Origin of the sequence: Nocardiopsis sp. NPDC049922 (genome assembly GCF_040660275.1) — a bacterium.
Classification (GTDB): domain Bacteria; phylum Actinomycetota; class Actinomycetes; order Streptosporangiales; family Streptosporangiaceae; genus Nocardiopsis.
Map to the genome: position 1 here is coordinate 267,946 of NZ_JBFAME010000002.1, position 21,166 is coordinate 289,111.

The following is a 21,166-nucleotide window of genomic DNA, read 5'->3' on the forward strand; positions in this document are numbered from 1 at the left end:
GGCGGAGTGGACTGCGATCAAAGGTGCGGCTCGTCGAGGATGAACATCGTCTGGGTGCTCTTCACCTCCGGGAGCCGCTGGAGCCGTTCGAGGACGAAGGTGCGCAGGGCGGCCGCGTCGGCGACCCGGACCAGGAGGAGGAGGTCGACGTCCCCGGAGACCAGGGCGGCGTGGTCGACCTCGGGGATGTCGCGGAGGTAGCCGCGGAAGCGGTCCCACGAGTGCTGTTCGATGCGCACGGACACGTACGCGGACAGGGCGGCGCCGTACTTCTCCGGGTCGATGACGGCCGTGAACCCGCGGATCACCCCCTCCTCGCGCAGACGTTCGAGGCGGGAGTAGGCGTTGGCGCGCGAGATGTGCGCCTGTTCGGCGACCGCGCGGATGGACATGCGTCCGTCGGCGCGCAGCAGGGCGATGATCCGCCGGTCGGTGTCGTCCAACCGCACTGCCATGTGTCTTACCTCATACCGCTCGGGCGTGCACCGTCTGAGATGATCCGTCCCGCATTGGGTTGATACAAGACAATTCGTCTAGCATCGGTACGGGGATATCGACAGTATGGGGTGATTCACCTCATATTCAAGACATGAAGCACACCGATGAGCGCAACCGTCCGGTTCCTCCACTCCCCTCGACGGAGCCGGTGCGCCTCGTGGACCGGCACGGCCAGCGTGTGAGTCACTCCTTCTTCACCGCTCCCGACCACAGCGGGCTCGCCGACCTCCACCGCGCGATGGTCATCGGCCGCCGCTTCAACCAACAGGCCAGCACGCTCGCCCGCCAGGGCCGCCTCGCCGTCTACCCGTCGTCCACGGGCCAGGAGGCGGCACAGGTCGGCGGCGTGCTGGCCCTGTCCGACCAGGACTGGCTCTTTCCCACCTACCGCGACAGCGTCGCCCTCGTCGCGCACGGCGTCGACCCGGTGGAGACGCTCACCCTCTTCCGCGGCGACTGGCACGCCGGATACGACCCGCACCGCTACCGCTGCGCGCCCCAGTGCACACCGCTGGCCACCAACGCCTCGCACGCCGTCGGGCTGACCTACGCCGCGCGGCGCAAGGGCCGCGACGTGGCCGCGCTGGCGATCATGGGCGACGGCGCGACCAGCGAGGGCGACGCCCACGAGGCCTACAACTTCGCCGCCGTGTGGAACGCCCCGGTCGTGTTCCTCGTGCAGAACAACCACTGGGCGATCAGCGTGCCCCTGCACACGCAGACCGCCGCCCCCACCCTCGCCCACAAGGCCGTCGGCTACGGCATGCGCGGCTACCACGTCGACGGCAACGACGCCGCCGCCGTGTACGCCGTGGTCGCGCACGCGCTGGCCGAGGCGCGGGCCGGGGCCGGACCCGCCATCGTGGAGGCGCTGACCTACCGGGTCGACCCGCACACCAACTCCGACGCGCCCCAGCGCTACCGCGACGAGGCCGAGGTGGCGTACTGGGTCGAACGGGACCCCCTCACCCGAATGGAGGCGCTGGTCCGGAGGGAGGGCGTGCTCGGCGACGAGGAGGAGACCGAGCGGATCCTGGCCGGTTACGACGCCGAGGCGGAGAAGGTGGCCACCGCCGTGCGCGAGCGGATGGCGGGAGAGGACGAACTGGACCCCGCGTCCCTGTTCAGCGACGTCTACGCCGAGGTCCCGCCGATACTCCGCGAGGAGAGACAGGCACTGGTGGACGGGTTGCGGGAGGCCTGAATGACGCGTACACCCCCCACGTCCCCCGCCCCCTCCTCCCCCGCCGAGATCTCCATGGGCGCCGCCCTCAACCAGGCGCTGCGCGACGCCGCCGCCGAGGACCCCGACGTCGTCGTCTACGGCGAGGACGTCGGCGCGCTGGGCGGGGTCTTCCGGGTCACCGACGGGCTCAGCCGCGAGTTCGGCGCCGACCGCGTCTTCGACTCCCCCCTCGCCGAGTCCGGCATCATCGGCACCGCCATCGGGATGGCGATGTACGGCCTGCGCCCGGTGGTGGAGATGCAGTTCGACGCCTTCGCCTACCCGGCCTTCGAACAGCTCGTCTCCCACCTGGCCAAGATGCGCAACCGCACCCGGGGCACCGCGGCCGTGCCCGTGGTCGTCCGCGTGCCCTACGGCGGCGGGATCGGCGGCGTCGAGCACCACAGCGACTCCTCGGAGGCGTACTACACGCACACCCCCGGGTTGCGGGTGGTCACGCCGGGCACTCCGGCCGACGCCTACTCGATGCTGCGCGAGGCGATCGCGTGCGACGACCCGGTGGTCTTCCTGGAGCCCAAGCGCCGCTACTGGTCCAAGGAGGCCGTCGAACTCCCGGTGCGCACCGAGCCGATGGCGCGCTCCGTGGTGCGCCGTCCGGGCGGGGACGTGACGCTCGTCGCCTACGGCCCCATGGTCGAGACCGCCCTGGAGGCCGCCGCGGTCGCGGCGGAGGAGGGGCGCTCCATCGAGGTGGTGGACCTGCGCCAGCTCGCCCCGTGGGACGACTCGGTCGTGACGGCGTCGGTGCGCCGGACGGGTCGCGCGGTCGTGGTGCACGAGGCCTCGGTGTTCGGCGGCTACGGGGCCGAGGTGGCCGCGCGGGTCAGCGAACGCTGCTTCCACCACCTGGAGGCGCCGGTCCTGCGGGTCGGCGGCCTGGACGTGCCCTATCCCCCGCCCAAACTGGAACACCTCCACCTGCCCGGCGTCGACCGGATCCTGGCGGCCGTTGACCGCCTCCAGTGGGAGGCCGAGTGGACGTCGGACTCGGGCGCGCCGGGGGTGGAGGCGTGAGCGGAACGCGGTCGTTCGCCCTGCCGGACCTCGGTGAGGGCCTGACCGACGCCGAGATCCTGACCTGGCTGGTGGCGGTGGGCGACGAGGTGGCCGTCGACCAGCCCGTGGCCGAGGTGGAGACCGCCAAGGCCGCGGTCGAGGTTCCGTGCCCGTACGCGGGCACGGTCACCGAACTGCACGGCGCGGTGGGCGAGGTGGTCGCGGTCGGCGCGCCCCTCATCACCGTGCGGGAGACCACCGTGCCGGGCGCACGGGAGGGCTCCGACCCCGTCGGCGGCAACGGAGCCGCCGGGGAATCCGCGGGGTCGGGGGCCGTCCTGGTGGGCTACGGCACGGGAAGGGGCGCACCGACCTCGCGTCGGCGCGCCCGCGGGGCGGGTGGGCCGCCCAGGTCAACGGCGACCGGCGGCCCACCCACCACCCCCGGCGGCGAGCGCACGCGGGTGGTGTCGCCGCTGGTTCGGCGGCTGGCCCGGGAGCACGGGATCGACGTGGCTGCGGTCCGGGGCACGGGTGAGGGCGGCCTGGTCCTGCGCAGGGACGTGGCGGCCCTGGTCGCCGGTGGCGCCGTCTCCGGCGGTGCGACCGCCGCCCGCGCACCCGAGGCCGATCCGCCGGGTACCCACCGGACGCCGCTGCGCGCCGCCCACCGGTCCATGGCCCGGAGCCTGGAGCGCTCGCGGCGGGAGATCCCCGAGGCCACCGTGTGGGTGGACGCCGACGCGACCGGACTGGTGGAGCTGCGGCGGGAGCTCAACGAGGCGGCGCCGGACCGGCCGGTGAGCGTGCTGGCGCTGGTGGCGCGGTTCGCCCTGCTGGGGCTGGCGCGCTTCCCGGAGTTGAACGCGCACTTCGACACCGAGCGCGACGAGATCGTCCGCTTCGACCCCGTCCACCTGGGCTTCGCGGCGCAGACCCCGCGCGGCCTGGTGGTGCCGGTGCTGCGGGACGCCGACCGCCTGACCACCCGGACCCTGTCGGCCCGCCTGGGTGAGACCGCCGAGGCCGCGCGGGCGGGCACGCTGGGCCCCGAGGCGCTGCGCGGCGGAACGTTCACCGTCAACAACTACGGCGTGTTCGGCGTGGACGGGTCGGCCGCGATCATCCACCACCCGGAGGCGGCGATCCTCGGCGTCGGCCGGATCGTGCGCCGTCCCTGGGTGGTCGGTGACGCGGTGGCGCCCCGCCCGGTCACCGAGCTCACCCTGACCTTCGACCACCGGGTGTGCGACGGCGGTGTCGCGGGCGGCTTCCTGCGCTTCGTCGCCGACTGCGTGGAGCGGCCGGGACTGCTCATCGGCGACGTCTGAGCCCGCTCCGGGACACGGCGAGGGGCCGCGGTCGCTGGCGACCGCGGCCCCTCTCACTGCGGGATGTGCCGACTACTTCCGGCGGAACCGGTCGACCAGGGACGGGATCCGGTCCATCAGGGAGGCCAGGCCGTGGCGGCCGTTGCTCTCGGCCAGCAGGCCCCTGCCCTGGTCCTCGGCGGCGCCCGCGTGGGCACCGGCCGGGCGGCGGGTCCAGGCGAAGAACAGGGCGACGAGGATGGCGGGGATCAGGGCCAGGGTCAGCAGACCCGTGGCGCCCAGGGCGCCCTCGGCGCCGGTCAGCTCGACGGCGGACAGGTCGTTGGCGGCGGTCTGCGCGGTCACGCCGGAGTCGTCGCCGTCCTGTCCCTCGGCCGCGGCGGCCTGCTGGGACTGGTCGTCCTGCTCCTCGGCGGCCTTGACCTGGGCGGCGTCCTCGGACTCCTTCTCCGTGGAGGACTCCTCCTCGGTCGCCTCGGGCTCGGGCACCTCGACCGGCTCGGGCTCGGGAAGCGGGGAGACCGCGTCCTCACAGGGGTTCTCGGGCTGCTGGAAGGGGTGGGGCGCGCCGGGGGTGCCGTAGCCGTCGCCCCACTCGGTGATGAAGTACTCGACCTCGGCGTGCCCGTTGCCGCCGCCGACGGTCAGGGTGGTCTCGTTCCAGCTCGTACCCATCATGTCGGCGAAGGTCTTGCCGTCGATGTCGAGCAGGACGTCGCAGTCGTGGGAGGGAACGCCCGGCCCGCGGTCACCGATGAAGAACTCGTATTCCTCGCCCTCGTAGACGATGTAGCCCTCGGTGCCCAGCGGCCAGCTCGGGCTGGAGAACAGGCCCTTCTGCATGGGCAGGCCGTAGGCCGGGGCACCCGTGTCCCCGTTGATACCGGAACCGTCGTCCCAGAAGTAGGTGGCGGTGACGTGGCCGTGCTGAATCGGAGTCTCGTTGCTCATGGAGAAATAAGCCAGGTAGGCGACAGGGCCGAGAAGACCGTGGGCATGGCGCTTCAGGGCACGCGGGCGCACTCGGGCACGCCCGCGTCAGGGCGTCATGACTTGGGACTCCCGCGTCGCCGGCGGCGAAGGCGGGGCGGGAACGGGGGGCGCCGATGGGCTCGGCGATCCAGAGGGCGGGCACGTGGTTCGTGCGGCCCGGTTCCCGGGAGAGGGTCTCGACTCCCCTGCGGCGCGCGGCCGTTCAGGGGCTCGGCATCGGCTCTTCGATGTGTCATCTCGAACCGATCACGAGCGACACTAACCCACGATTCGGTAAAGTACCGAAGGCTCACGGGTAAAATGACGCGTCGTAGTTGAAGACAAACACCGAGAAACAAAGTAAAAAGCGCCGCAGAAGTGCTGGAACGCCTATCACCAAGGCGTTATCGAGCTTCTTCCACCAGAAATCGCGACCGCGTCCGTGCTTGGCACCACAGTCACATGACACCAGCTCTCACCTGCTGAAACGCCAGTGCAACAGCGTTTACCCCACGGTAGGCCACGTCGGATGCCAACGATGCGGGTCGCACCGGACCGAGCCGATCACGGTCCCGTGTGGCAAAGGCCACGTAACCCCGCTCCGTGCCCCGGGTCACCCCGTTCGCCGTCTTTGGAAAAGCCGATGCCCCGGGGGAACAACGGTCCTCCGGGGCATCGGGAATCGGCCGCGACGGCGGCGGATCAGGTCACCTGGGCGCTCCGGCGGAAGCGCTCCGCACGCCACTCCCCGGTCCGCACGACCTCCACCAGGGCGGTGGCCGCGTCGAAGACGTCCACGTAGCGCAGGTAAAGCGGCGTGAACCCGAAACGCATGACGTCGGGGGCCCGGAAGTCACCGATCACGCCGCGCTCGATCAGCGCCTGCACGATGGGGTAGCCCGCGCCCTCCTCCGGCTGGTACAGCGCCACCTGGCTGCCGCGCCGCGCGTGGTCGAGCGGGGTGGCCGACGCGATCCCGGCCTCGCCGGTCACACGCAGGAACAGGTCGGTCATCGTCAGGCTCTTGGCGCGCACCTGACCCATGTCGGCCTTGGCCCACACCTCGAGGCTGGCCTCCAGGGCGGCGTCGGCCACGAGCGGCTGCGAGCCGCTGAGGAAGCGGGACACCCCGGGCGCGGGCTCGTAGTCGGCGGTGAAGTCGAACGGGCGGGCATGCCCGTGCCACCCGCTGAGCGGCTGGTCGGCCACGGCGTGGTGGCGCCGGGCGGCGTACAGGAAGGCGGGGGCGCCCGGACCCGCGTTGAGGTACTTGTAGGTGCAGCCGACGGCGAAGTCCGCTCCGCAGCCGGACAGGTCGATCGGCACCGCGCCCACGCTGTGGCACAGGTCCCAGACGACGAGTGCGCCGTGCTCGTGGGCCAGGCGCGTGATGCCCGGCATGTCGCGCAGGGTGCCGGTGCGGTAGTCGACGTGGCTGAGCAGCACGACCGCCACGTCGCCCGCCGCCAGTGCCGCGGCCAGCTCGGGGCCGTCGGGGTCGATCCGGCGCTGGGCGGCCCCGGCGAGCGCGACCGCGCCCTCGGTGACGTACAGGTCGGTGGGGAAGTTGCCGGCCTCGCCGAGCACGACCGAGCGGTCGGACATGCGCAGGGCCGCGATGAGGACCTTGAACAGGTTGGCCGAGACACCGTCGCCGACGATCACCTCATCGCCCTCGGCCCCGACCAGCGGGGCGATCCTCGCGCCGAGGGTGCGCGGCTTGTCCCACCAGCCGGCGGTGTTCCAGCTGCGGATGAGGTCCTGGCCCCACTCGCGTTCGATCATGTCGGCGACCCGTCCGGGTGTGGACCTCGGGAGCGCCCCGAGCGAGTTGCCGTCCAGGTAGATCACACCCTCGGGGAGGACGAACTCCTCGCGCAGGGGTGCGAGGGGATCGGCCGCGTCGAGGGCGGCGCACTCCTCACGGGTGGTGGGCGTCATCGGGTCCTGCCTTCTGGTGTCGCGGGTGATGCTGCTGGTTCAGATGGTGCTCCGGAGCGACCACAGCTCCGGGAAGACGTCCTGCTCGGCGTTGCGCGCGAGCCAGTTGAGGCCGTTGGAACCGCCGCTGCCGGGCTTGCCGCCCATGGTGCGCTTGACGGCGAGCAGGTGGCTGTGCCGCCACCGGGTCACCCGCTCGGCGACGTCGAGCAGCGCCTCGGCCAGCAGGAACAGCTCGTTGCCGGGCCGGTCGTCGCCGTACACGAGCGCCCAGGCGCGTTCGACCTCGGCGCTGGGCTCGTAGTCGGCGGTCCAGTCGCGCTCGACGCGGTCCTCGGGCACCGGCAGGCCCCGGCGGCCCAGCAGGCGCAGCGCGGCGTCGTACAGGCTCGGGCCCTCCAGGAGCCGGGTCAGCTCGGCCACGACGTCGCCCATGGCCTTGTGCGGGCGGATCATCGCGGCGGACTTGTTCCCCAGCAGGAACTCCAGTTTCCGGTAGCCGTAGGACTGGAAGCCGGACGCCTCGCCGAAGCCGGGGCGGAACCGGTTGAACTCGGTGGGCGTCATGTCGGCGAGCAGGCCCCAGGAGGCGTTGAGCACGTCCTGGGCGTTGCACGCCCGGCGCAGCCACGCGATCGCTCCGGGGACGTCGTCGGCCTCCAGCGCGTCCCGGGCCGCCTCCCAGCGCTGTTCGACGAGCGTGAAGAGCAGCTCCATGACCTGTGTGCTGACGATGAAGGCGGTCTCGGCGGGCTCGTCGGTACGCGTGTTCTGGAGGCTGAGCAGGGTGTCCACGCCGGCGTAGTCGACGTAGGGGGTGACGCGCTCGAAGGAGAGCGACGGGCCGCCGCCCCGCGCCGCGACCGCCTCGTCGTCGCGGCCCGGCGCGTACGGACACTGTTGGGCGGGCGTGGTGAGCATGGGAACCCCTCGTCGTCACTGCGATCCGTGTCGTGGCGCTACACCGGCGCGGGGGTCTCCCGGGGCCGGTCCAGCGCGGGTACACATGATCGAACACGAAGGCCCGGTGAAGGAAGGGTCAACGACGACACAAGTCGGACATTGACCTACCATTCGTAACGGGAACACCGCTTCGACTTCGGGAACACAAAGCATGACCTCACGACCACCACACCCGCTGGACGGCGTCGACCAGCGGATCCTCTCCGAGCTCCAGCGGGACGGGCGGCTGTCCTTCAACGAGCTGTCCCGCCGGGTCAACCTCTCGGCCCCGGCGGTGGCCGACCGCGTCCGCCGACTCACCGACCGCGGCGTGATCACCGGCTACCACGCGCACGTGGACCCGGCCGCCGCCGGGCTCCCGGTGACCGCGCTGGTGCGGATGGAGTGCTTCGGCGCGCACTGCCTGCTACGCGAACCCGCCGCCCTGGACCTGCCCGAGATCCTCCAGGTGCACCGGGTGACCGGCGACGCCTGCTGCGTCCTGCTCATCGCGGTGCGCTCGATGGAGCACTTCGAGGAGGTCATCGACCAGCTCGCCGAGCACGGCCGCCCCTCCAGCACCATGGTGATGTCCAGCCCCGTGCCCTGGCGGGCCGTGACCGCTCCGCGCGCCTCATGAGCATCCTCATCGACACGCCCGTCTGGCCCGGGCCGCGCGGCTGGCTCTTCGCCCACCTGGTCAGCGACCGCTCCTACGAGGAGCTGCACGCCTTCGCCCGCGCACTCGGCGCGCACCCCCGCGCCTTCGACCGGGACCACTACGACATCCCCGAGCACCTGCACGCCCGGGCGGTGGAGCTGGGCGCGGAGCACGTCAGCGGACGCGAGCTGGTCACCCGGCTGCGCGCCTCCGGACTCCGGCGGCCCAGGACCCGGCGGGCGCCCTCGGTCAGAGCTGAGGCGGCTCGACCCTGTCGACGGCCTCCAGACGCCTGATCTCCGCCTCGATGTTGGCCCTGGCCCGTTCCTCCCAGTGCGCGCGACCGTACCCCGTCGCGTACAGGTGGGGGGCGAGCAGCAGCTTCCGCAGGATCCGGAGCCGGCCGGCCCGGAAGAGCGCGTCGGGCACCCTCCGGTACTCCGCGCGGACCGCGGCCGTGTAGGCGAGGTACTCGTCGGGAGGCGAGGCCAGCACCGACAGGTCGGCGTCGCGCAGGACCGCGCCGTCGGCGTCGCCGGGCTCGGTCCGGTGGTCGGCGGTCATCCGCACCAGGCGCGCCACCTCCCGCACCCGGCCGGGGGCGACCCCCAGCGCCGTCAGCAGGCGCTCGGCGAGCAGCGCGCTCTCGCGTTCGTCCTCCCCCGGGCGCCCCTCGTAGACGGCGTCGTGGAACCAGGCGGCGTAGCGCACCGCGTCCGGATCCCGAGCATGGTCAGCGAGGGTGTCGACGGCCCGGAGGATATGCAGCAGGTGCGCCAGCGTGTGGTACCTGCGATGCTCCTCGTCCCAGCGGCCGAGCAGTTCGTCGCCCACCGCCGCCGCGTCGGGGCTCGCGCCCGCCAGGTCCCGCCACGCCGACCTGAACCACCTCAGTCCCGCCCCCTCGCCCGGACCGGGCAGGTCCGCCGAGGGCCTCGTGCTCACCATGTCCCCATATTCCCTCAACGGGCTCCCGACCGCACGCGGTCTCACGTGTCGACCGTGTCGGGGAGTCCGGCCTCGTAGGCCAGGATCGCCGCCTGCACGCGGTTGCGCAGGCCCAGGCGGCTGAGGATCGCGCTCACGTAGCTCTTCACCGTGCCCTCGACCAGGAACAGACGGCGGGCGATGTCGGCGTTGGACAGCCCGGCCCCCACGAGGGCGAGCACGTCCCGTTCCCGGTCGGTGAGCCGCTCGACCCTGGCCAGGGCGGCGGCCTCCCGGGCGGCCCGACCGCCTCCGTAGTGCGTGATCACCTGCCTGGCCACCTGGGGCGACAGGTAGGCGCCGCCCTCGGCGACCGCGTGTACCCCGGCGATGAGTTCGCGCGGGTCACCCGCCTTCAGCAGGAACCCGGCGGCGCCGTCGCCCAGCGCCTGGGAGACGTAGCCGTCCTCGCCGAAGGTGGTGAGGACGGCCACCGCGGTGTCGGGCGCGACCCGGCGGATCTCGGCGGTGGCCGCCAGTCCGTCCATGCGGGGCATCCGGATGTCCAGCAGCACGACGTCGGGGCGGTGGGACAGCACCCGCTCGACGGCCTCGCGCCCGTCGGCGGCCTCGGCGACCACCTCGATCCCGGGGTCGCTCTGCACGATGGCGCGCACGCCCGCGCGGATCATGGCCTCGTCGTCGGCGATCAACACCCGGATCATCGGTCTCCTAGCTCTGCGTTCGCGGGGATGGTGTGCCCGGCGCGCCGGTTCGCGCCGCCGGGGCCGCCGGGCGGCGGCTCAGTAGCGCGCGGCGACCCCCACCCCGACCACCCGGCCGTCGCGGAAGCACACCTGGTGGAAGGCGGCGTCCAGGTCCAGGGCGTGTGATCCGTCGTAGTAGTAGGAGCACTCGGCGTCCTCGGGTTCCCGGTACCGCGCGCGCTCGCCCTCGTCCATCGGCAGGGCGTGGTCCGGCAGGTACCGCTCGGCCTCCTCCCGGGTGTCGCCCATCTCGATGCGCGCCAGGTCCTCGGATGGCAGCGACCGTCCCTCCCACGCCAGTGACATCGGTCCCACCGCGACGACCACGAGCGCCACCAGGCACACGACCGGGAACGCCACGAGGGCCAGCGTCCACCCGCGGAACCTCCGGCGGGCCGCCAGCTGCAGCCGGTCGATGTCGTCGCCGTCCTCGCCCCCGGGATCGGCGCCCGGGACGACGGCGACCGCCCCGTCGACCGGCAGCGTCGCGGCCACCTCCCACCCGCCGTCGCACGGGCCGGCGGCGAACGACCCCCCGGCCACCCGGACGCGCTCGCGCAGACCGATCAGGCCGCGGCCGCCGCCCTCCGCGGTCTCCGGCAGCACGCCGACCGGCGCCGCGTTGGTCACGCGCACCTCCAGGGTCCTGCCGTCGGTGATCGCCCACACCGTGACCGAGGCGTCCGGCGCGTACTTCGCGGCGTTGGTCAGGGCCTCCTGGACCACGCGGTGCGCGGCCCGCCCGACCATCGGCGGCAGGTCCGTCAGGTCGCCCTCCCGGACCAGCATGACCCGCATGCCGGAGGCGCGGACCCGCTCGACCAGGGCGGGGACGCCCTCGTCGACGGGGACCGTCGGGGCCGGTTCGGCGTCGGCGCGCAGGACCCCGATGATCTCGCGGAGGTGGGTGGTCGCGGTCACCGCGTCCGCGCGCAGCTCGGCGACGGCGCGGCGGTGCTCGTCCGCCAGGTCCGGCGTGACCTCCAACGCCCCGGCGCGCAGCGCGATGAGGCTCAGCTCGTGTCCGAGGGAGTCGTGCATGTCCTGGGCGATGCGCGAGCGCTCCCGCGACCGCGCCTGTTCCGCCGTCAGCCGGTGTTCGCGCTGGAGCTGCCGGGCGTGCTCCCATCCGGCCGCGCTCAGCTCCGCCTGCTGTCGCCGGTGCACACCGACCAGCCAGGGCAGGACGAGGTAGAAGACCAGGACGATGAGGGTGAGCGACCACGCGTCGACCCCGGCGGACCCCACCGTGGCCAGGAGCGCGAGCCAGCCGACCGTACCGACGGTGAAGAGGGTGACGGCGGGCCACACGCTGGGCGCGCGACGGCCCAGCAGGTAGGACGCCACGATCACCAGCAGCCCGATGGTCAGCGACGCCAGGCTCGCCAGCAGGGACACGACCACCGCCAGCACCGGGTACAGGCGGGTGAGCACGACCACCAGCAGCCCGACCACGACGAGCGCCGCGTGCAGCGCCGCGGTCCCGACCGGGCCTCCCGTACCCGAGGTCCAGGCCACGACGCCCTCCAGGACCACGCCCGCGCCGACCGCGAGGGCCAGGGCCGCGTCGCGCACCAGCGCGTGACGGGTCGGCCATCCGGGCAGGGGCCGCAGGGCGTGGCGCACGGCCCGGAGCGGCTCGGAGAGATCCATGGGGACGAACCTACACAGTCCTCCCCGAGGGCTCGGAACCAGCGAAAGTCAGAGGTTCACACGACCTTCGTCACCCGGCACACCTGCGCGGACCATGCCAGACCACGAAATCGTCACAGAAACGGCCATATCATGGGATGAATTTTGGTCTCCCCGACGATTGTCCGCCTCCGGCCTGCGTGCTGCAATCCGTGAGGGACACGGCACGACCGGGACGAGGAGCGGATGTCACCACTGGAGACGTTGCGACGCATGGACGCGATCGCGGGATGGCCCCTCCTGACGGCCACGTTCCTGGCCAGGCTCCCCGTCTCCATGGCCCTCATCGGCCTGTTGACGCTGGTCACCTCCGCCACCGGCAGCGTGGCCGTGGCCGGGATCGTCAGCGGCGCCTTCGCCCTGGGCGAGACCGTCGGCGGCCCCGTCATCGCGCGGTTCGCCGACCGCCACGGCCAGCGCCGTCCGGTGCTGGTCATGGCGCTGGTGGACGCCGCGCTGATCGCCCTGTTGGTGGGCGCGGTCGCCACCGACCGGTCGGCGACCGTCCTGACCCTCATCGCCGCCCTCGCCGGCCTGTGCATGCCCCAGATCGGCCCGATGGCCCGCACCCGCTGGGTGGTGCTGATCCGGGCCGACGACCGGGGCGAGGCCGAGCGCGAGCGCTCCCTGTCCGCCGCGATGTCGGTCGAGGGCGTCCTGGACGAGGCCGCCTTCGTCCTGGGCCCGGCGCTGGTCGGCGTGCTCACCGTCACGCTCTCCCCGTCGGCGAGCGTGCTGGGGGCCGCGGTCCTCATCGGGCTGTTCGGGGCCGTGTTCGCCCTGCACCCGACCGCTCCGCCGGGGACGCCGCCCGTACGGGGGGCGGGCGGGCGGATCGTTACCCCCGCCCTGATGGTGATCGCCGTCCCGATGTTCTGCCAGGGGCTGTTCTTCGGCGGCATGTCCACGGGGGTGACCGCCTTCGCCACCGCCTCCGGCTACGGCGACCTGTCCGGGCTGATGTACGCCCTCCAGGGGTCCAGCAGCGCGGTCGCCGGCCTCATGATGGCGTCCCTGCCCGTCGCGTTCACGCTGCCCGCGCGGGTCCGGGTCGCGGCGGGCGCGCTGTTCGCGCTCACGTTCCCGCTCTACCTGGCGGACGGGGCCGTCGCGCTGGCGGCGGCCATCCTCGTGCTCGGAGTGGCGATCGGCCCGCACCTGGTGAGCCTGTTCGGGCTGATCGAGCGGGCGGCTCCGGCGAGCCGTATGTCGCAGTCGATGGCGCTCATCCTGAGCTTCCTCATCCTGGGCCAGTCGGTGGGGTCGGTCGTGGCCGGGTCGGTCGCCGACGCGCACGGGCACCAGGGTGCGTTCGCCCTGGCCACGGCGGGCGCGCTCGTCGCGGCCCTGGTGACTGTCCTGGTGATGAGGAGCCGCTGGTACACACGGGGGGACGCGACCGCCGAGGATGCCGCAGGGCCAGGTGAGGAGGCCTCCGCGTCACTCGGGAGCAGCGCCGCGTGACCCTGGGAACATCACGTGTTAAGCGCGCGTTAAGGCGTGGCCGAGCACGGTGGGATCGGCTCTAGGCTCGATGACCGTGCTCGATCTACTGACCACCATGAAGCCCGGATCCAGCCGACGACGAAGAGAGGTCAAGGTGCCCCAGATCTGCGGACTCGCCCGCGTCACCCTCTCCGTTCGCGACCGGGACGAGAGCGTGCGCTTCTACCGATCGGTCCTGGGATTCAAGGAGCTGCGCAGCGAGGACGAGAACGGCACCCTGCGCACCGAGTGCCGCCACTCCTGCGGGTTCCTGCTGGACCTCGTGCAGCACAAGGACAACTTCAAGGGGAAGTTCGACCACCGCCGCTGCGGCCTCGACCGGCTCGTGCTGCGGGTGGACAACCTCGGAGAGTTGGAGGCGTGGGAGGACCGGTTCACGAAGCTGGACGTCGAGCACACGCCGACCAGCCACGACGCCGACGGCTCCACGCTCGTCTTCTTCGACCCCGACGGCACCGAGCTGGCGCTGTTCGCTCCGGCCGAGATCGACGACGACGAGGACTGAGCCTCCCCGCCGCCGTTCCCCCGCGAGCGACGCCCAGGTCAGGGCCGTCAGTCGCACCCCACCAACTTCAGGCGCACGTCCCGCTCGGCCAACTCGTCCACGGCCGAGCGCGGAAGCCGGTCGTCGGTGATGATGAGGTCGAACTCCTCCAGGCTCGCCACCCGGAACGTGCCGAACTTGCCGTACTTGGTGCTGTCGACCGTCAGGACGCTCTTGGACGCGATCCGCAGCAGCTCCTGCTTGGCGATCACCTTCGCCTCCGAGGGCGTCGTCGACCCGCGCTCGGCGTCCCAGGAACTGCTGGCGATGAAGGCCAGGTCGACGTTGACCTTGCGGAGGAAGTCGGCGGTGAACTGCCCCACCGACGAGTGGTCGGAGTGGGACACCACGCCCCCGGTGTGGATCAGCTCGATCCCCGGGTACTCCATCAGGTGGCCGACGACGTTGAAGTCGCTGGTGATGACGGTCAGGCCGACCTTGTCCGTGAGCATCGGGACCATCTGGAGGGTGGTCGTCCCCGCGTCCAGGTAGATGGTGAAGTTCTCCCGCACCAGATCGGCGGCCGCGCGCGCTATCGCCCGCTTGGCGGGCACCTCCAGCTGCGCCTTGGCCAGGTAGGAGGGCTCGCTCTTGAGCCGGGCCGCCAGCCGCACACCGCCGGTGACCGACAGGACCTTGCCGTCGTTCTCCAGGGCCTGGATGTCGCGCCGGACCGTCATGTGGGACACGGACAACATGGACGTGAGCTCGTTGATGCTCAGCACGTGACGCTCCTGGAGGAGCTTCAGGATGTGCTCTCGTCGCTGGTCCGGGATCATCGTTCGCCTCACACTCCAGGGCCGACCTTGGGGACACCGTGCGGACACGATGCCATGTAACAGAGTTTCCCAGTTCGGGGAACCGGGACGGCGGTCTGGCGACGTGACACGGCTCGCAGTGGCCGCGCGCGGGCGCGCGAACGGTCGCGCCGTCCCGTCCGCCAGGGTCCGCGACCCATCGTGCCAGTCCGCCTTGGTCGGCGTTTTTCCTGTTTGCACCACGCGGGGCCGCCGACTTTGCCACCCTGGCACCATGACGTTGTCCATCGCACTGAGCGGAGACACCGCGCATTCACCGGGGAACACCCTCCCCGCCCTGCGATCAGCGTGGCGTGCCGGAGCCGACCTGGTCAAGGTCGACGTCCATCTGAGTGCGGACGGGTACCCGGTCCTGGTCGGCGAACGCGTCACGGCCGCGCCGGGCGCCGCGCCGCGTCCGGTCGCCGATCTCACCCTGGCCGAACTGGCGGCCGTCCGGGACGACGTGGACCGGCGCGTCCCCACCCTGATGGAGGTGCTCGGCGAGTTCCGCCCGGGGATCGTTCCACCCCTGTTGATCGACGCCGCGACCCCGGACGCGGCGCTGGCCGCGGACGCCCTGCTGCGTGAGCGCGGCCTGGCCGACCGGGTCCCGTTCACCGGCTCCGCCGAGGCGCTGGGAGCGCTGCGGTCGCGGAGCGCGGAGACGCCGTTGCTGATCCCGTGGGACCGACCGGGGCTGCCCCCGGAGGACGTGGCGCGGAACCTGCGCCCCAGCTGTCTGGCGGTGCGGCACACACTGCTGAACCGGGAACGGATCGGGGAGATCCACCGTTTCGGATATCGCGTGGCCGCGTGGAACGTGAATGATTTTCCAGAAATGGCGCGGCACATGGGAATGGGCGTCGACGCGATCGCCACGGAACGGATCGAGGATCTGACGTCGCTGACGAAGGACGCGGACAGGGGAGGACGTCAGACCGCGGGATCACCCTGAGCGACCGGGGAAACAGCAGGTCACCGGGGAGGAACGAGGGCGTCGGGGCGGTCCGGACATCGGGATTCACCCCCCATGCGCATGACAACGGGCACATCCACATCATGTGTCGCATAATCACAGCGATCCACGTCGATTTCCCGAGTTCCAGGCGATGGACCGGGCCTCTGGGTCTATCCTCGGAAAGGACTCCCACCGAATCAGTCCCCGCGCCGCCCCTCCCCTGCGGCGTCTTCCGAACGACGAGATACCTGACAGATGACGGCCGACACCTCCCCTCAGGCGCTGCGTACCACGGCCCCCGTCCTGGACTGCGCGGCACGCCTGTTCGCCGAACACGGCTCCCGCGGCATCGCCATGTCCGCTCTGACCGAGCGCATCGCGTCCGAGACCGGAACCGACGCCGCCTCCCTCCGGCGTGCCTTCCCCACCCGGTTCGACCTCGCCTACGCGGTCGTGCTGTGCTCCACCCGCGAGCGCGTCAACGGGCAGCTGACCGCCGACGACGCCGCGGCGCCCCCGCGCGAGCGCATGGCGGAACTGGTCAGACGGCACGTGGCCCTCGGGTGGAAGCATCGGGCGGCCACCGCGCTGAGCCACGAGCTCCTGCCGGTCCTGCGCGCCGTCCACCCCTCGCGGCACAGAGAGATCGTCTGTCTCACCCGCGCCTACCGCGAACACCTCCGGGAGATCATCAGGGACGGCGTCGTCTCCCGGACCTTCGCGATCCGCGACCCGGGCCGGGCGGCCGACGAGGTCCTGGAGACCCTCGACTCCCTCCTGCACTGGTACGACCCCGACGGCGGACTGAGCATGGAGGACCTCGGCGCGGTCTACGTCGACCTGGTGGTCCACCACCACCTGGGGTGCCCGCGCTGAGCGGGACCCGCACGGAAACCGGCGCTCAGCCCCCGACCAGGGCGTACAGGTCGACGGACTCGGCGATCGCGCGGAACCCCGCGTCGCCCGGGTGCAGGTGGTCGCCGGAGTCGTAGGCGGGCAGCAGGCGGGTCGGGTCGGCGGGGTCGCGCAGCACCCGGTCGAAGTCCCACACCCCGTCGTACACCGAGTCCGGCGCGGTCGCCCGTTCCCGCAGATGGGCGTTGACCTCCTGGCGTTCCCGCTCCACCCGTTCCGTGCACAACCGCTCGCCGCCGCACGGCGCGAGCGTGGCGACGAAGACCCGCAGACCGCGTTCCCGGGCGAGCGCGGCGACCTCGTCGAGCCCGGCGGTCACCTCGCGCGCGGGCGTCCCCCATCGCAGGTCGTTGATCCCGGCGAAGACGACGACGGTGTCCACCCCGTTCTGGGCCAGCACGTCGCGCTGGAAGCGGTGCCGCAGGCTGACCCCGGCCGCGGTCGTGGCCAGGCCCTCCCCCGGGTACGCATCGGAGGCGACGTGGTTCCCGGCGACGCCCGCGTTGAGCACACCGAGGTCGGGGAGCCCCGGCTGGGCCGCCAGCCGTTCGCTGAGCACGTCGGGCCAGCGGGTGTGGGCGTCGCGCGTGGCGCCGACGCCGTCCGTGAGGGAGTCGCCGACCGCGGCGACCGCGCCGGGCGCGCCGAGGACCTCCAGGCCGGTGAGGAAGGGCCACTGGGCGACGTGTCCGGTGAACGGCTCCCCGGTGGTGTCCAGGGTCTGGTCGCCGCTCCCGGCCGGACTGGTGAAACTCGTGTCCACGGCCGCGTGGTGGACCGGAGCGCTGGTCACCCGCTCCGGCAGGTGGAGGCTGACCAGCACCTCGGTGTTGGCGGGCAGCCGGAGCGCGACCGGATCGCTGAACACCTGGGCTCCCGCCGGGACGACGGTCCCGGAGCCGCCGCCGAACGTGAGCGGGACCGCCGCCCCCGCGGTCCCGGCCCGGTCGCCGCGCAGCGCCAGGGAGGCGGCTCCGACGGTCACGGCGCGGGTCGCGAACGTGTTGTCGAGGCGGATCCGCGCGGTGGCGCCGCCGGTGCTGGTGCGCACGACCAGGCGCAGGGTCTGGTCCTCCCAGGGGCCGACCTCCAACAGGGCGGAGGCGGACCGGGACCAGGTGCCGACCCAGCCGTCGCCGACGGGGGTCCCCTCCACGGCGAACACGTGGATGTCACCGCCGACGGGGGCCCGGGGCAGGACGACGTGGGAGACCTCGCGCAGGGGGTCGACCGGGACGGTGCGGGCGTACAGGCGCACCGAGCCGACACGGCCGAAACCGGTGACGGTGTTGGCGTAGGGGAGGGTGAGGACGGCGTCGGCGGCGGGACCCCTGGCCCAGTCGGGGACGGAGAGGGTGAACTCCTCCTCGGCGCCGTCGGCGTAGACCACGCGGCCGTCGCCCAGGACGGGCGCGTCCAGGTCGTCGGCCCGGACGGCGGTGGTGAGGAGGGTGACCGAGCGGAGGCGGCTCTCCTCCAGGCGCACGCGCTGGCCCTGGCTGACCAGATGGTCGGGCCGCCCGGGACCGTAGGAGGGCAGGTCGACGGGGGCGCCGAGGACGGTGACCCGGCCTCCGGGGAGCCACCCGGCGGCGGACAGGGTCTGGGCGGACAGGCTGTTGCCCGCGCCGTCGAGGTCGCCGGTGACGGCGGCGCCGTCGCGGGAGACCCCGACGCGGTCGACGAGGTCGGCGAAGGGGGCCGGAGCCAGGGACTCGGCCGCGCGCGAGGGGGGTTCGAACTCTCGTGGCAGGACGTGGAGGGCCACGCCGGCGACGGCGATCGCGACGACGGCCGCGCCCGCACTCATCCACCACGCCCGGCGACGTCTCCGGCGGGCGAGTGCTCTCCGCCGCCCTCGTTCGCCCCGGCTCACCACTCGCCTCTCCGCTGTTCCATCTCCGACATGTCGGACGACGCAGGGCGGGCGGTGGTTGTTGAGACGTGCGACACCATCACCCTGGGTGGGCCACCAGTCTAGAGGAGCACTCGGAACTGTGGGGAGGAAAGCGACATCAGGCGCGGCGCGGACGACACGGAAGAGCGCGGAGAATGCACAAGGAATCCACGCCGTTCCTCACGGACCGGGCGGAGAACACGGGCGTCGGGTCGGATTTTTTCAATTATGAATTGTTTTCACATTTCCCGGGCGTTCTCGGAACGGGACCCCGAACCGGGGCACCCCGGTGGAGCCGTACGGGTCAGCGCGCCGCGCGACCATGGGATGCGACGGTCATGTCCTGGCATGCTGGTCATCGAGTGCCGAGGCCGCGAGACCCCACCGTTCCCGACCGTCGGGAACCGACACCCACCGGTGACCGTCTGCTGAGGTGGGACCCTCACGGCCGTTCCCCCGAACCCACCGAAGGAGAAGACCATGTCCTACCCGCACCCTCCCCCGCCAGAGGACCCCTACGGCCAGGGCCAGGGCCAGTGGCCCGCCCACCAGGAGGGGACGGGCGGCTACGCCCCGCCGCCCGGAGGCCACCCCGGCGGCGGCTACCCGGCCCAGCCCGGCGGCTACCCGCCGCCGCACGGCCAGCCCGGATACGAGGGTCAGCACGGGGCCTACCCTCCCCCGCACGGCCAGCAGTGGCACGGCGGCCAGCCCGGCCCCGACGACAGGCAGATGGCCTTCTTCGCCCACCTGGGCGGCGGCATCCTCGGGTGGATCGTCCCGCTGGTCATCTACCTGGTCAAGAAGGACGAGTCCCCGTTCGTCCGGCAGCAGGCGGCGGCCGCCCTGAACTTCCAGCTCGTGCTGCTGATCGCCTACCTGGTCTCCGGTTTCCTGATGATCGTGCTCATCGGATACCTGACCTGGTTCGCCGTGTACGTCGTCGCGATCGTCATGGGGGTGCGGGCCGCGCAGGCCGCCAACCAGGGGCAGCAGTTCACATACCCGTTCAACGTCACCTGGGTGCAGTAGCGGCCGGGGTCGGCGCTCCGCCCGGTACGGGTGGGGCGCCAGCGGGCCCGGCGGCCGTTTCCCGGACGAATACCGTCAATGGCCCGGACACCGCGCGGATCCACCGGCGCCGTCGACCCGAGCGCAGGGGTCGACGGCGCGAATTCCGTTCTGAGGGGGTAGGCCGGGCAGGACTCGAACCCGCGACCCAGGGATTATGAGTCCCCTGCTCTAACCAGCTGAGCTACCGGCCCGCCGTCGTCGGCAAACGTCATCCTAACAGGGTGCGTCCGGCGTTTCCGCGCCGGAAATCCGGCCCCGAAGAGGGATTGGCACACGGCGCCATCAGGGCACGGTCTCCTTCCGCGCACCTGGGTCACCCCTCCCGGGGGCGGTCGGTCTAGGGTGGTGAGGTGCGGCGCGCGCCTGGTCGGACCCCAGCGCCCCGGCACGGACGCCGCTTCGTACCCGTTGGTAACATCGCGGGTCGCACTTCGTCGTCAGGAGAGTTCACGTCATGGCCCAAGTACCCGTCAACGTCACCGTCACCGGCGCCGCTGGCCAGATCGGCTATGCCCTGCTGTTCCGGATCGCCTCCGGTCAGCTGCTGGGGGCCGACACCCCGGTGAAGCTGCGTCTGCTGGAGATCCCGCAGGCCGTCAAGGCCGCCGAGGGCACGGCCATGGAGCTGGACGACTGCGCGTTCCCGCTCCTCCAGGGCATCGACATCTTCGACGACGCCCGCCAGGCCTTCGAGGGCGCCAACGTCGCCCTGCTCGTCGGCGCCCGCCCGCGCGGCAAGGGCATGGAGCGCGGTGACCTGCTCGAGGCCAACGGCGGCATCTTCAAGCCCCAGGGCGAGGCGATCAACGCCGGCGCGGCCGACGACATCCGCGTCCTGGTGGTCGGCAACCCGGCCAACACCAACGCCCTCATCGCCCAGAGTCACGCGCCGGACGTCCCGGCCGAGCGCTTCACCGCGATGACCCGCCTCGACCACAACCGCGCGCTCACCCAGCTCGCCAAGAAGCTCGACGTGTCGATCAACGACATCAAGAAGCTCACGATCTGGGGCAACCACTCCGCGACCCAGTACCCGGACCTGTTCCACGCCGAGGTCAACGGCGCCAACGCCGCCAAGGCCGTCGACGACCAGGCCTGGCTGGAGAACGACTTCATCCCGACCGTCGCCAAGCGCGGCGCCGCGATCATCGAGGCCCGGGGCGCCTCCTCGGCCGCCTCCGCCGCCAACGCCGCCATCGACCACGTCCACGACTGGGTCAACGGCACCCCCGAGGGCGACTGGACCTCCGCGGCCATCCCGTCCGACGGCTCCTACGGCGTCCCCGAGGGCCTCATCTCCTCCTTCCCGGTCGTCTCCAGGAACGGCCGCTGGGAGATCGTCCAGGGCCTGGAGATCGACGACTTCTCCCGCGCCCGGATCGACGCCTCCGTCCAGGAGCTCGTCGAGGAGCGCGACACCGTCCGCGAGCTCGGCCTGGTCTAGGACCGGTCCGTCCCGTCGGGCGCCCACGGGCGCGTCCCCCGCTCCGGGGACGCGC

The 21,166-nt window shown here is 72.3% G+C and carries 20 protein-coding genes and 1 tRNA gene; 11 read left to right on the forward strand and 10 right to left on the reverse strand.

Features of this window, described 5'->3' with window-relative positions:
- Window positions 1–17: 17 nt before the first annotated feature.
- Window positions 18–455, reverse strand: a complete 438-nt coding sequence (locus tag AB0I72_RS05435; RefSeq protein ID WP_358563279.1) for an Lrp/AsnC family transcriptional regulator — start codon at window positions 453–455, stop codon at window positions 18–20.
- Window positions 456–589: 134 nt separating this feature from the next.
- On the opposite strand from AB0I72_RS05435, the gene AB0I72_RS05440 reads away from it, so the two are divergent.
- Genes AB0I72_RS05440 through AB0I72_RS05450 form a run of 3 tightly spaced genes read left to right on the forward strand, consistent with a single transcriptional unit; the run spans window position 590 to window position 4,071 of the window.
- Window positions 590–1,702: a thiamine pyrophosphate-dependent enzyme gene (locus tag AB0I72_RS05440; RefSeq protein WP_358563281.1), complete on the forward strand. Its 1,113-nt coding sequence runs from the start codon at window positions 590–592 to the stop codon at window positions 1,700–1,702.
- The gene (locus AB0I72_RS05445) at window positions 1,703–2,758 is read left to right on the forward strand and encodes an alpha-ketoacid dehydrogenase subunit beta (RefSeq protein ID WP_358563283.1); all 1,056 of its coding nucleotides are present in this window, start codon (window positions 1,703–1,705) and stop codon (window positions 2,756–2,758) included.
- Window positions 2,755–4,071: a dihydrolipoamide acetyltransferase family protein gene (locus AB0I72_RS05450; RefSeq protein ID WP_358563285.1), complete on the forward strand. Its 1,317-nt coding sequence runs from the start codon at window positions 2,755–2,757 to the stop codon at window positions 4,069–4,071. Before AB0I72_RS05445 ends, AB0I72_RS05450 begins: the two co-directional genes overlap by 4 nt.
- A 72-nt stretch (window positions 4,072–4,143) precedes the next feature.
- On the opposite strand, the gene AB0I72_RS05455 is transcribed toward AB0I72_RS05450, so the two are convergent.
- The 3 genes from AB0I72_RS05455 to AB0I72_RS05465 all read right to left on the reverse strand — a co-directional run bounded on the left by AB0I72_RS05455 (window position 4,144) and on the right by AB0I72_RS05465 (window position 7,905).
- The gene (locus AB0I72_RS05455) at window positions 4,144–5,022 is read right to left on the reverse strand and encodes a hypothetical protein (RefSeq protein ID WP_358563287.1); all 879 of its coding nucleotides are present in this window, start codon (window positions 5,020–5,022) and stop codon (window positions 4,144–4,146) included.
- Window positions 5,023–5,745: 723 nt separating this feature from the next.
- Entirely contained in the window at window positions 5,746–6,984 is a 1,239-nt protein-coding gene (gene kynU, locus AB0I72_RS05460) for a kynureninase (protein WP_358563289.1), read from the reverse strand.
- A gap of 39 nt (window positions 6,985–7,023) precedes the next feature.
- On the reverse strand, window positions 7,024–7,905 hold the full coding sequence (locus AB0I72_RS05465) for a tryptophan 2,3-dioxygenase family protein (protein ID WP_358563291.1): 882 nt from the start codon (window positions 7,903–7,905) through the stop codon (window positions 7,024–7,026).
- A gap of 193 nt (window positions 7,906–8,098) precedes the next feature.
- On the opposite strand from AB0I72_RS05465, the gene AB0I72_RS05470 reads away from it, so the two are divergent.
- Both AB0I72_RS05470 and AB0I72_RS05475 read left to right on the forward strand, forming a co-directional pair.
- Window positions 8,099–8,566 carry an Lrp/AsnC family transcriptional regulator gene (locus AB0I72_RS05470; protein ID WP_358563293.1) on the forward strand — a complete coding sequence of 156 codons (468 nt, stop codon included), beginning with the start codon at window positions 8,099–8,101 and terminating at the stop codon, window positions 8,564–8,566.
- The gene (locus AB0I72_RS05475; protein WP_358563295.1) at window positions 8,563–8,883 is read left to right on the forward strand and encodes a DUF4031 domain-containing protein; all 321 of its coding nucleotides are present in this window, start codon (window positions 8,563–8,565) and stop codon (window positions 8,881–8,883) included. Before AB0I72_RS05470 ends, AB0I72_RS05475 begins: the two co-directional genes overlap by 4 nt.
- Here the strand turns inward: AB0I72_RS05475 and AB0I72_RS05480 are convergent.
- The 3 genes from AB0I72_RS05480 to AB0I72_RS05490 form a co-directional block, all read right to left on the reverse strand.
- Window positions 8,837–9,535 carry a metal-dependent phosphohydrolase gene (locus AB0I72_RS05480; protein ID WP_358563297.1) on the reverse strand — a complete coding sequence of 233 codons (699 nt, stop codon included), beginning with the start codon at window positions 9,533–9,535 and terminating at the stop codon, window positions 8,837–8,839. The two genes, AB0I72_RS05475 and AB0I72_RS05480, sit on opposite strands and share 47 nt — an antisense overlap.
- A 41-nt stretch (window positions 9,536–9,576) precedes the next feature.
- Window positions 9,577–10,239 carry a response regulator transcription factor gene (locus tag AB0I72_RS05485; protein ID WP_358563299.1) on the reverse strand — a complete coding sequence of 221 codons (663 nt, stop codon included), beginning with the start codon at window positions 10,237–10,239 and terminating at the stop codon, window positions 9,577–9,579.
- A gap of 78 nt (window positions 10,240–10,317) precedes the next feature.
- On the reverse strand, window positions 10,318–11,934 hold the full coding sequence (locus AB0I72_RS05490) for a histidine kinase (RefSeq protein ID WP_358563301.1): 1,617 nt from the start codon (window positions 11,932–11,934) through the stop codon (window positions 10,318–10,320).
- 225 nt (window positions 11,935–12,159) lie between these two features.
- On the opposite strand from AB0I72_RS05490, the gene AB0I72_RS05495 reads away from it, so the two are divergent.
- Window positions 12,160–13,437: an MFS transporter gene (locus tag AB0I72_RS05495; protein WP_358563303.1), complete on the forward strand. Its 1,278-nt coding sequence runs from the start codon at window positions 12,160–12,162 to the stop codon at window positions 13,435–13,437.
- Window positions 13,438–13,507: 70 nt separating this feature from the next.
- Window positions 13,508–13,984, forward strand: coding sequence for a VOC family protein (locus AB0I72_RS05500; protein ID WP_358563305.1), 477 nt, complete (start codon window positions 13,508–13,510; stop codon window positions 13,982–13,984).
- A 47-nt stretch (window positions 13,985–14,031) separates the two neighbouring features.
- On the opposite strand, the gene AB0I72_RS05505 is transcribed toward AB0I72_RS05500, so the two are convergent.
- A complete protein-coding gene (locus AB0I72_RS05505) occupies window positions 14,032–14,802 on the reverse strand; it encodes a DeoR/GlpR family DNA-binding transcription regulator (RefSeq protein ID WP_358563307.1) in 771 nt (256 codons plus the stop codon).
- Between the two features lie 253 nt (window positions 14,803–15,055).
- Between AB0I72_RS05505 and AB0I72_RS05510 the strand changes: the two genes are divergently transcribed.
- Window positions 15,056–15,778, forward strand: a complete 723-nt coding sequence (locus AB0I72_RS05510; protein ID WP_358563309.1) for a glycerophosphodiester phosphodiesterase — start codon at window positions 15,056–15,058, stop codon at window positions 15,776–15,778.
- A 258-nt stretch (window positions 15,779–16,036) separates the two neighbouring features.
- Entirely contained in the window at window positions 16,037–16,657 is a 621-nt protein-coding gene (locus tag AB0I72_RS05515) for a TetR/AcrR family transcriptional regulator (RefSeq protein ID WP_358563311.1), read from the forward strand.
- Between the two features lie 25 nt (window positions 16,658–16,682).
- Here AB0I72_RS05515 and AB0I72_RS05520 read toward each other — a convergent pair whose 3' ends face one another.
- Window positions 16,683–18,506: a GDSL-type esterase/lipase family protein gene (locus AB0I72_RS05520; protein WP_358563313.1), complete on the reverse strand. Its 1,824-nt coding sequence runs from the start codon at window positions 18,504–18,506 to the stop codon at window positions 16,683–16,685.
- Between the two features lie 567 nt (window positions 18,507–19,073).
- On the opposite strand from AB0I72_RS05520, the gene AB0I72_RS05525 reads away from it, so the two are divergent.
- The gene (locus tag AB0I72_RS05525; protein ID WP_358563315.1) at window positions 19,074–19,625 is read left to right on the forward strand and encodes a DUF4870 domain-containing protein; all 552 of its coding nucleotides are present in this window, start codon (window positions 19,074–19,076) and stop codon (window positions 19,623–19,625) included.
- Window positions 19,626–19,784: 159 nt separating this feature from the next.
- On the opposite strand, the gene AB0I72_RS05530 is transcribed toward AB0I72_RS05525, so the two are convergent.
- Window positions 19,785–19,858, reverse strand: a tRNA-Ile gene (locus tag AB0I72_RS05530).
- Between the two features lie 263 nt (window positions 19,859–20,121).
- Here AB0I72_RS05530 and AB0I72_RS05535 point away from each other — a divergent pair.
- A complete protein-coding gene (locus AB0I72_RS05535; RefSeq protein WP_358563317.1) occupies window positions 20,122–21,111 on the forward strand; it encodes a malate dehydrogenase in 990 nt (329 codons plus the stop codon).
- Window positions 21,112–21,166: the final 55 nt, after the last annotated feature.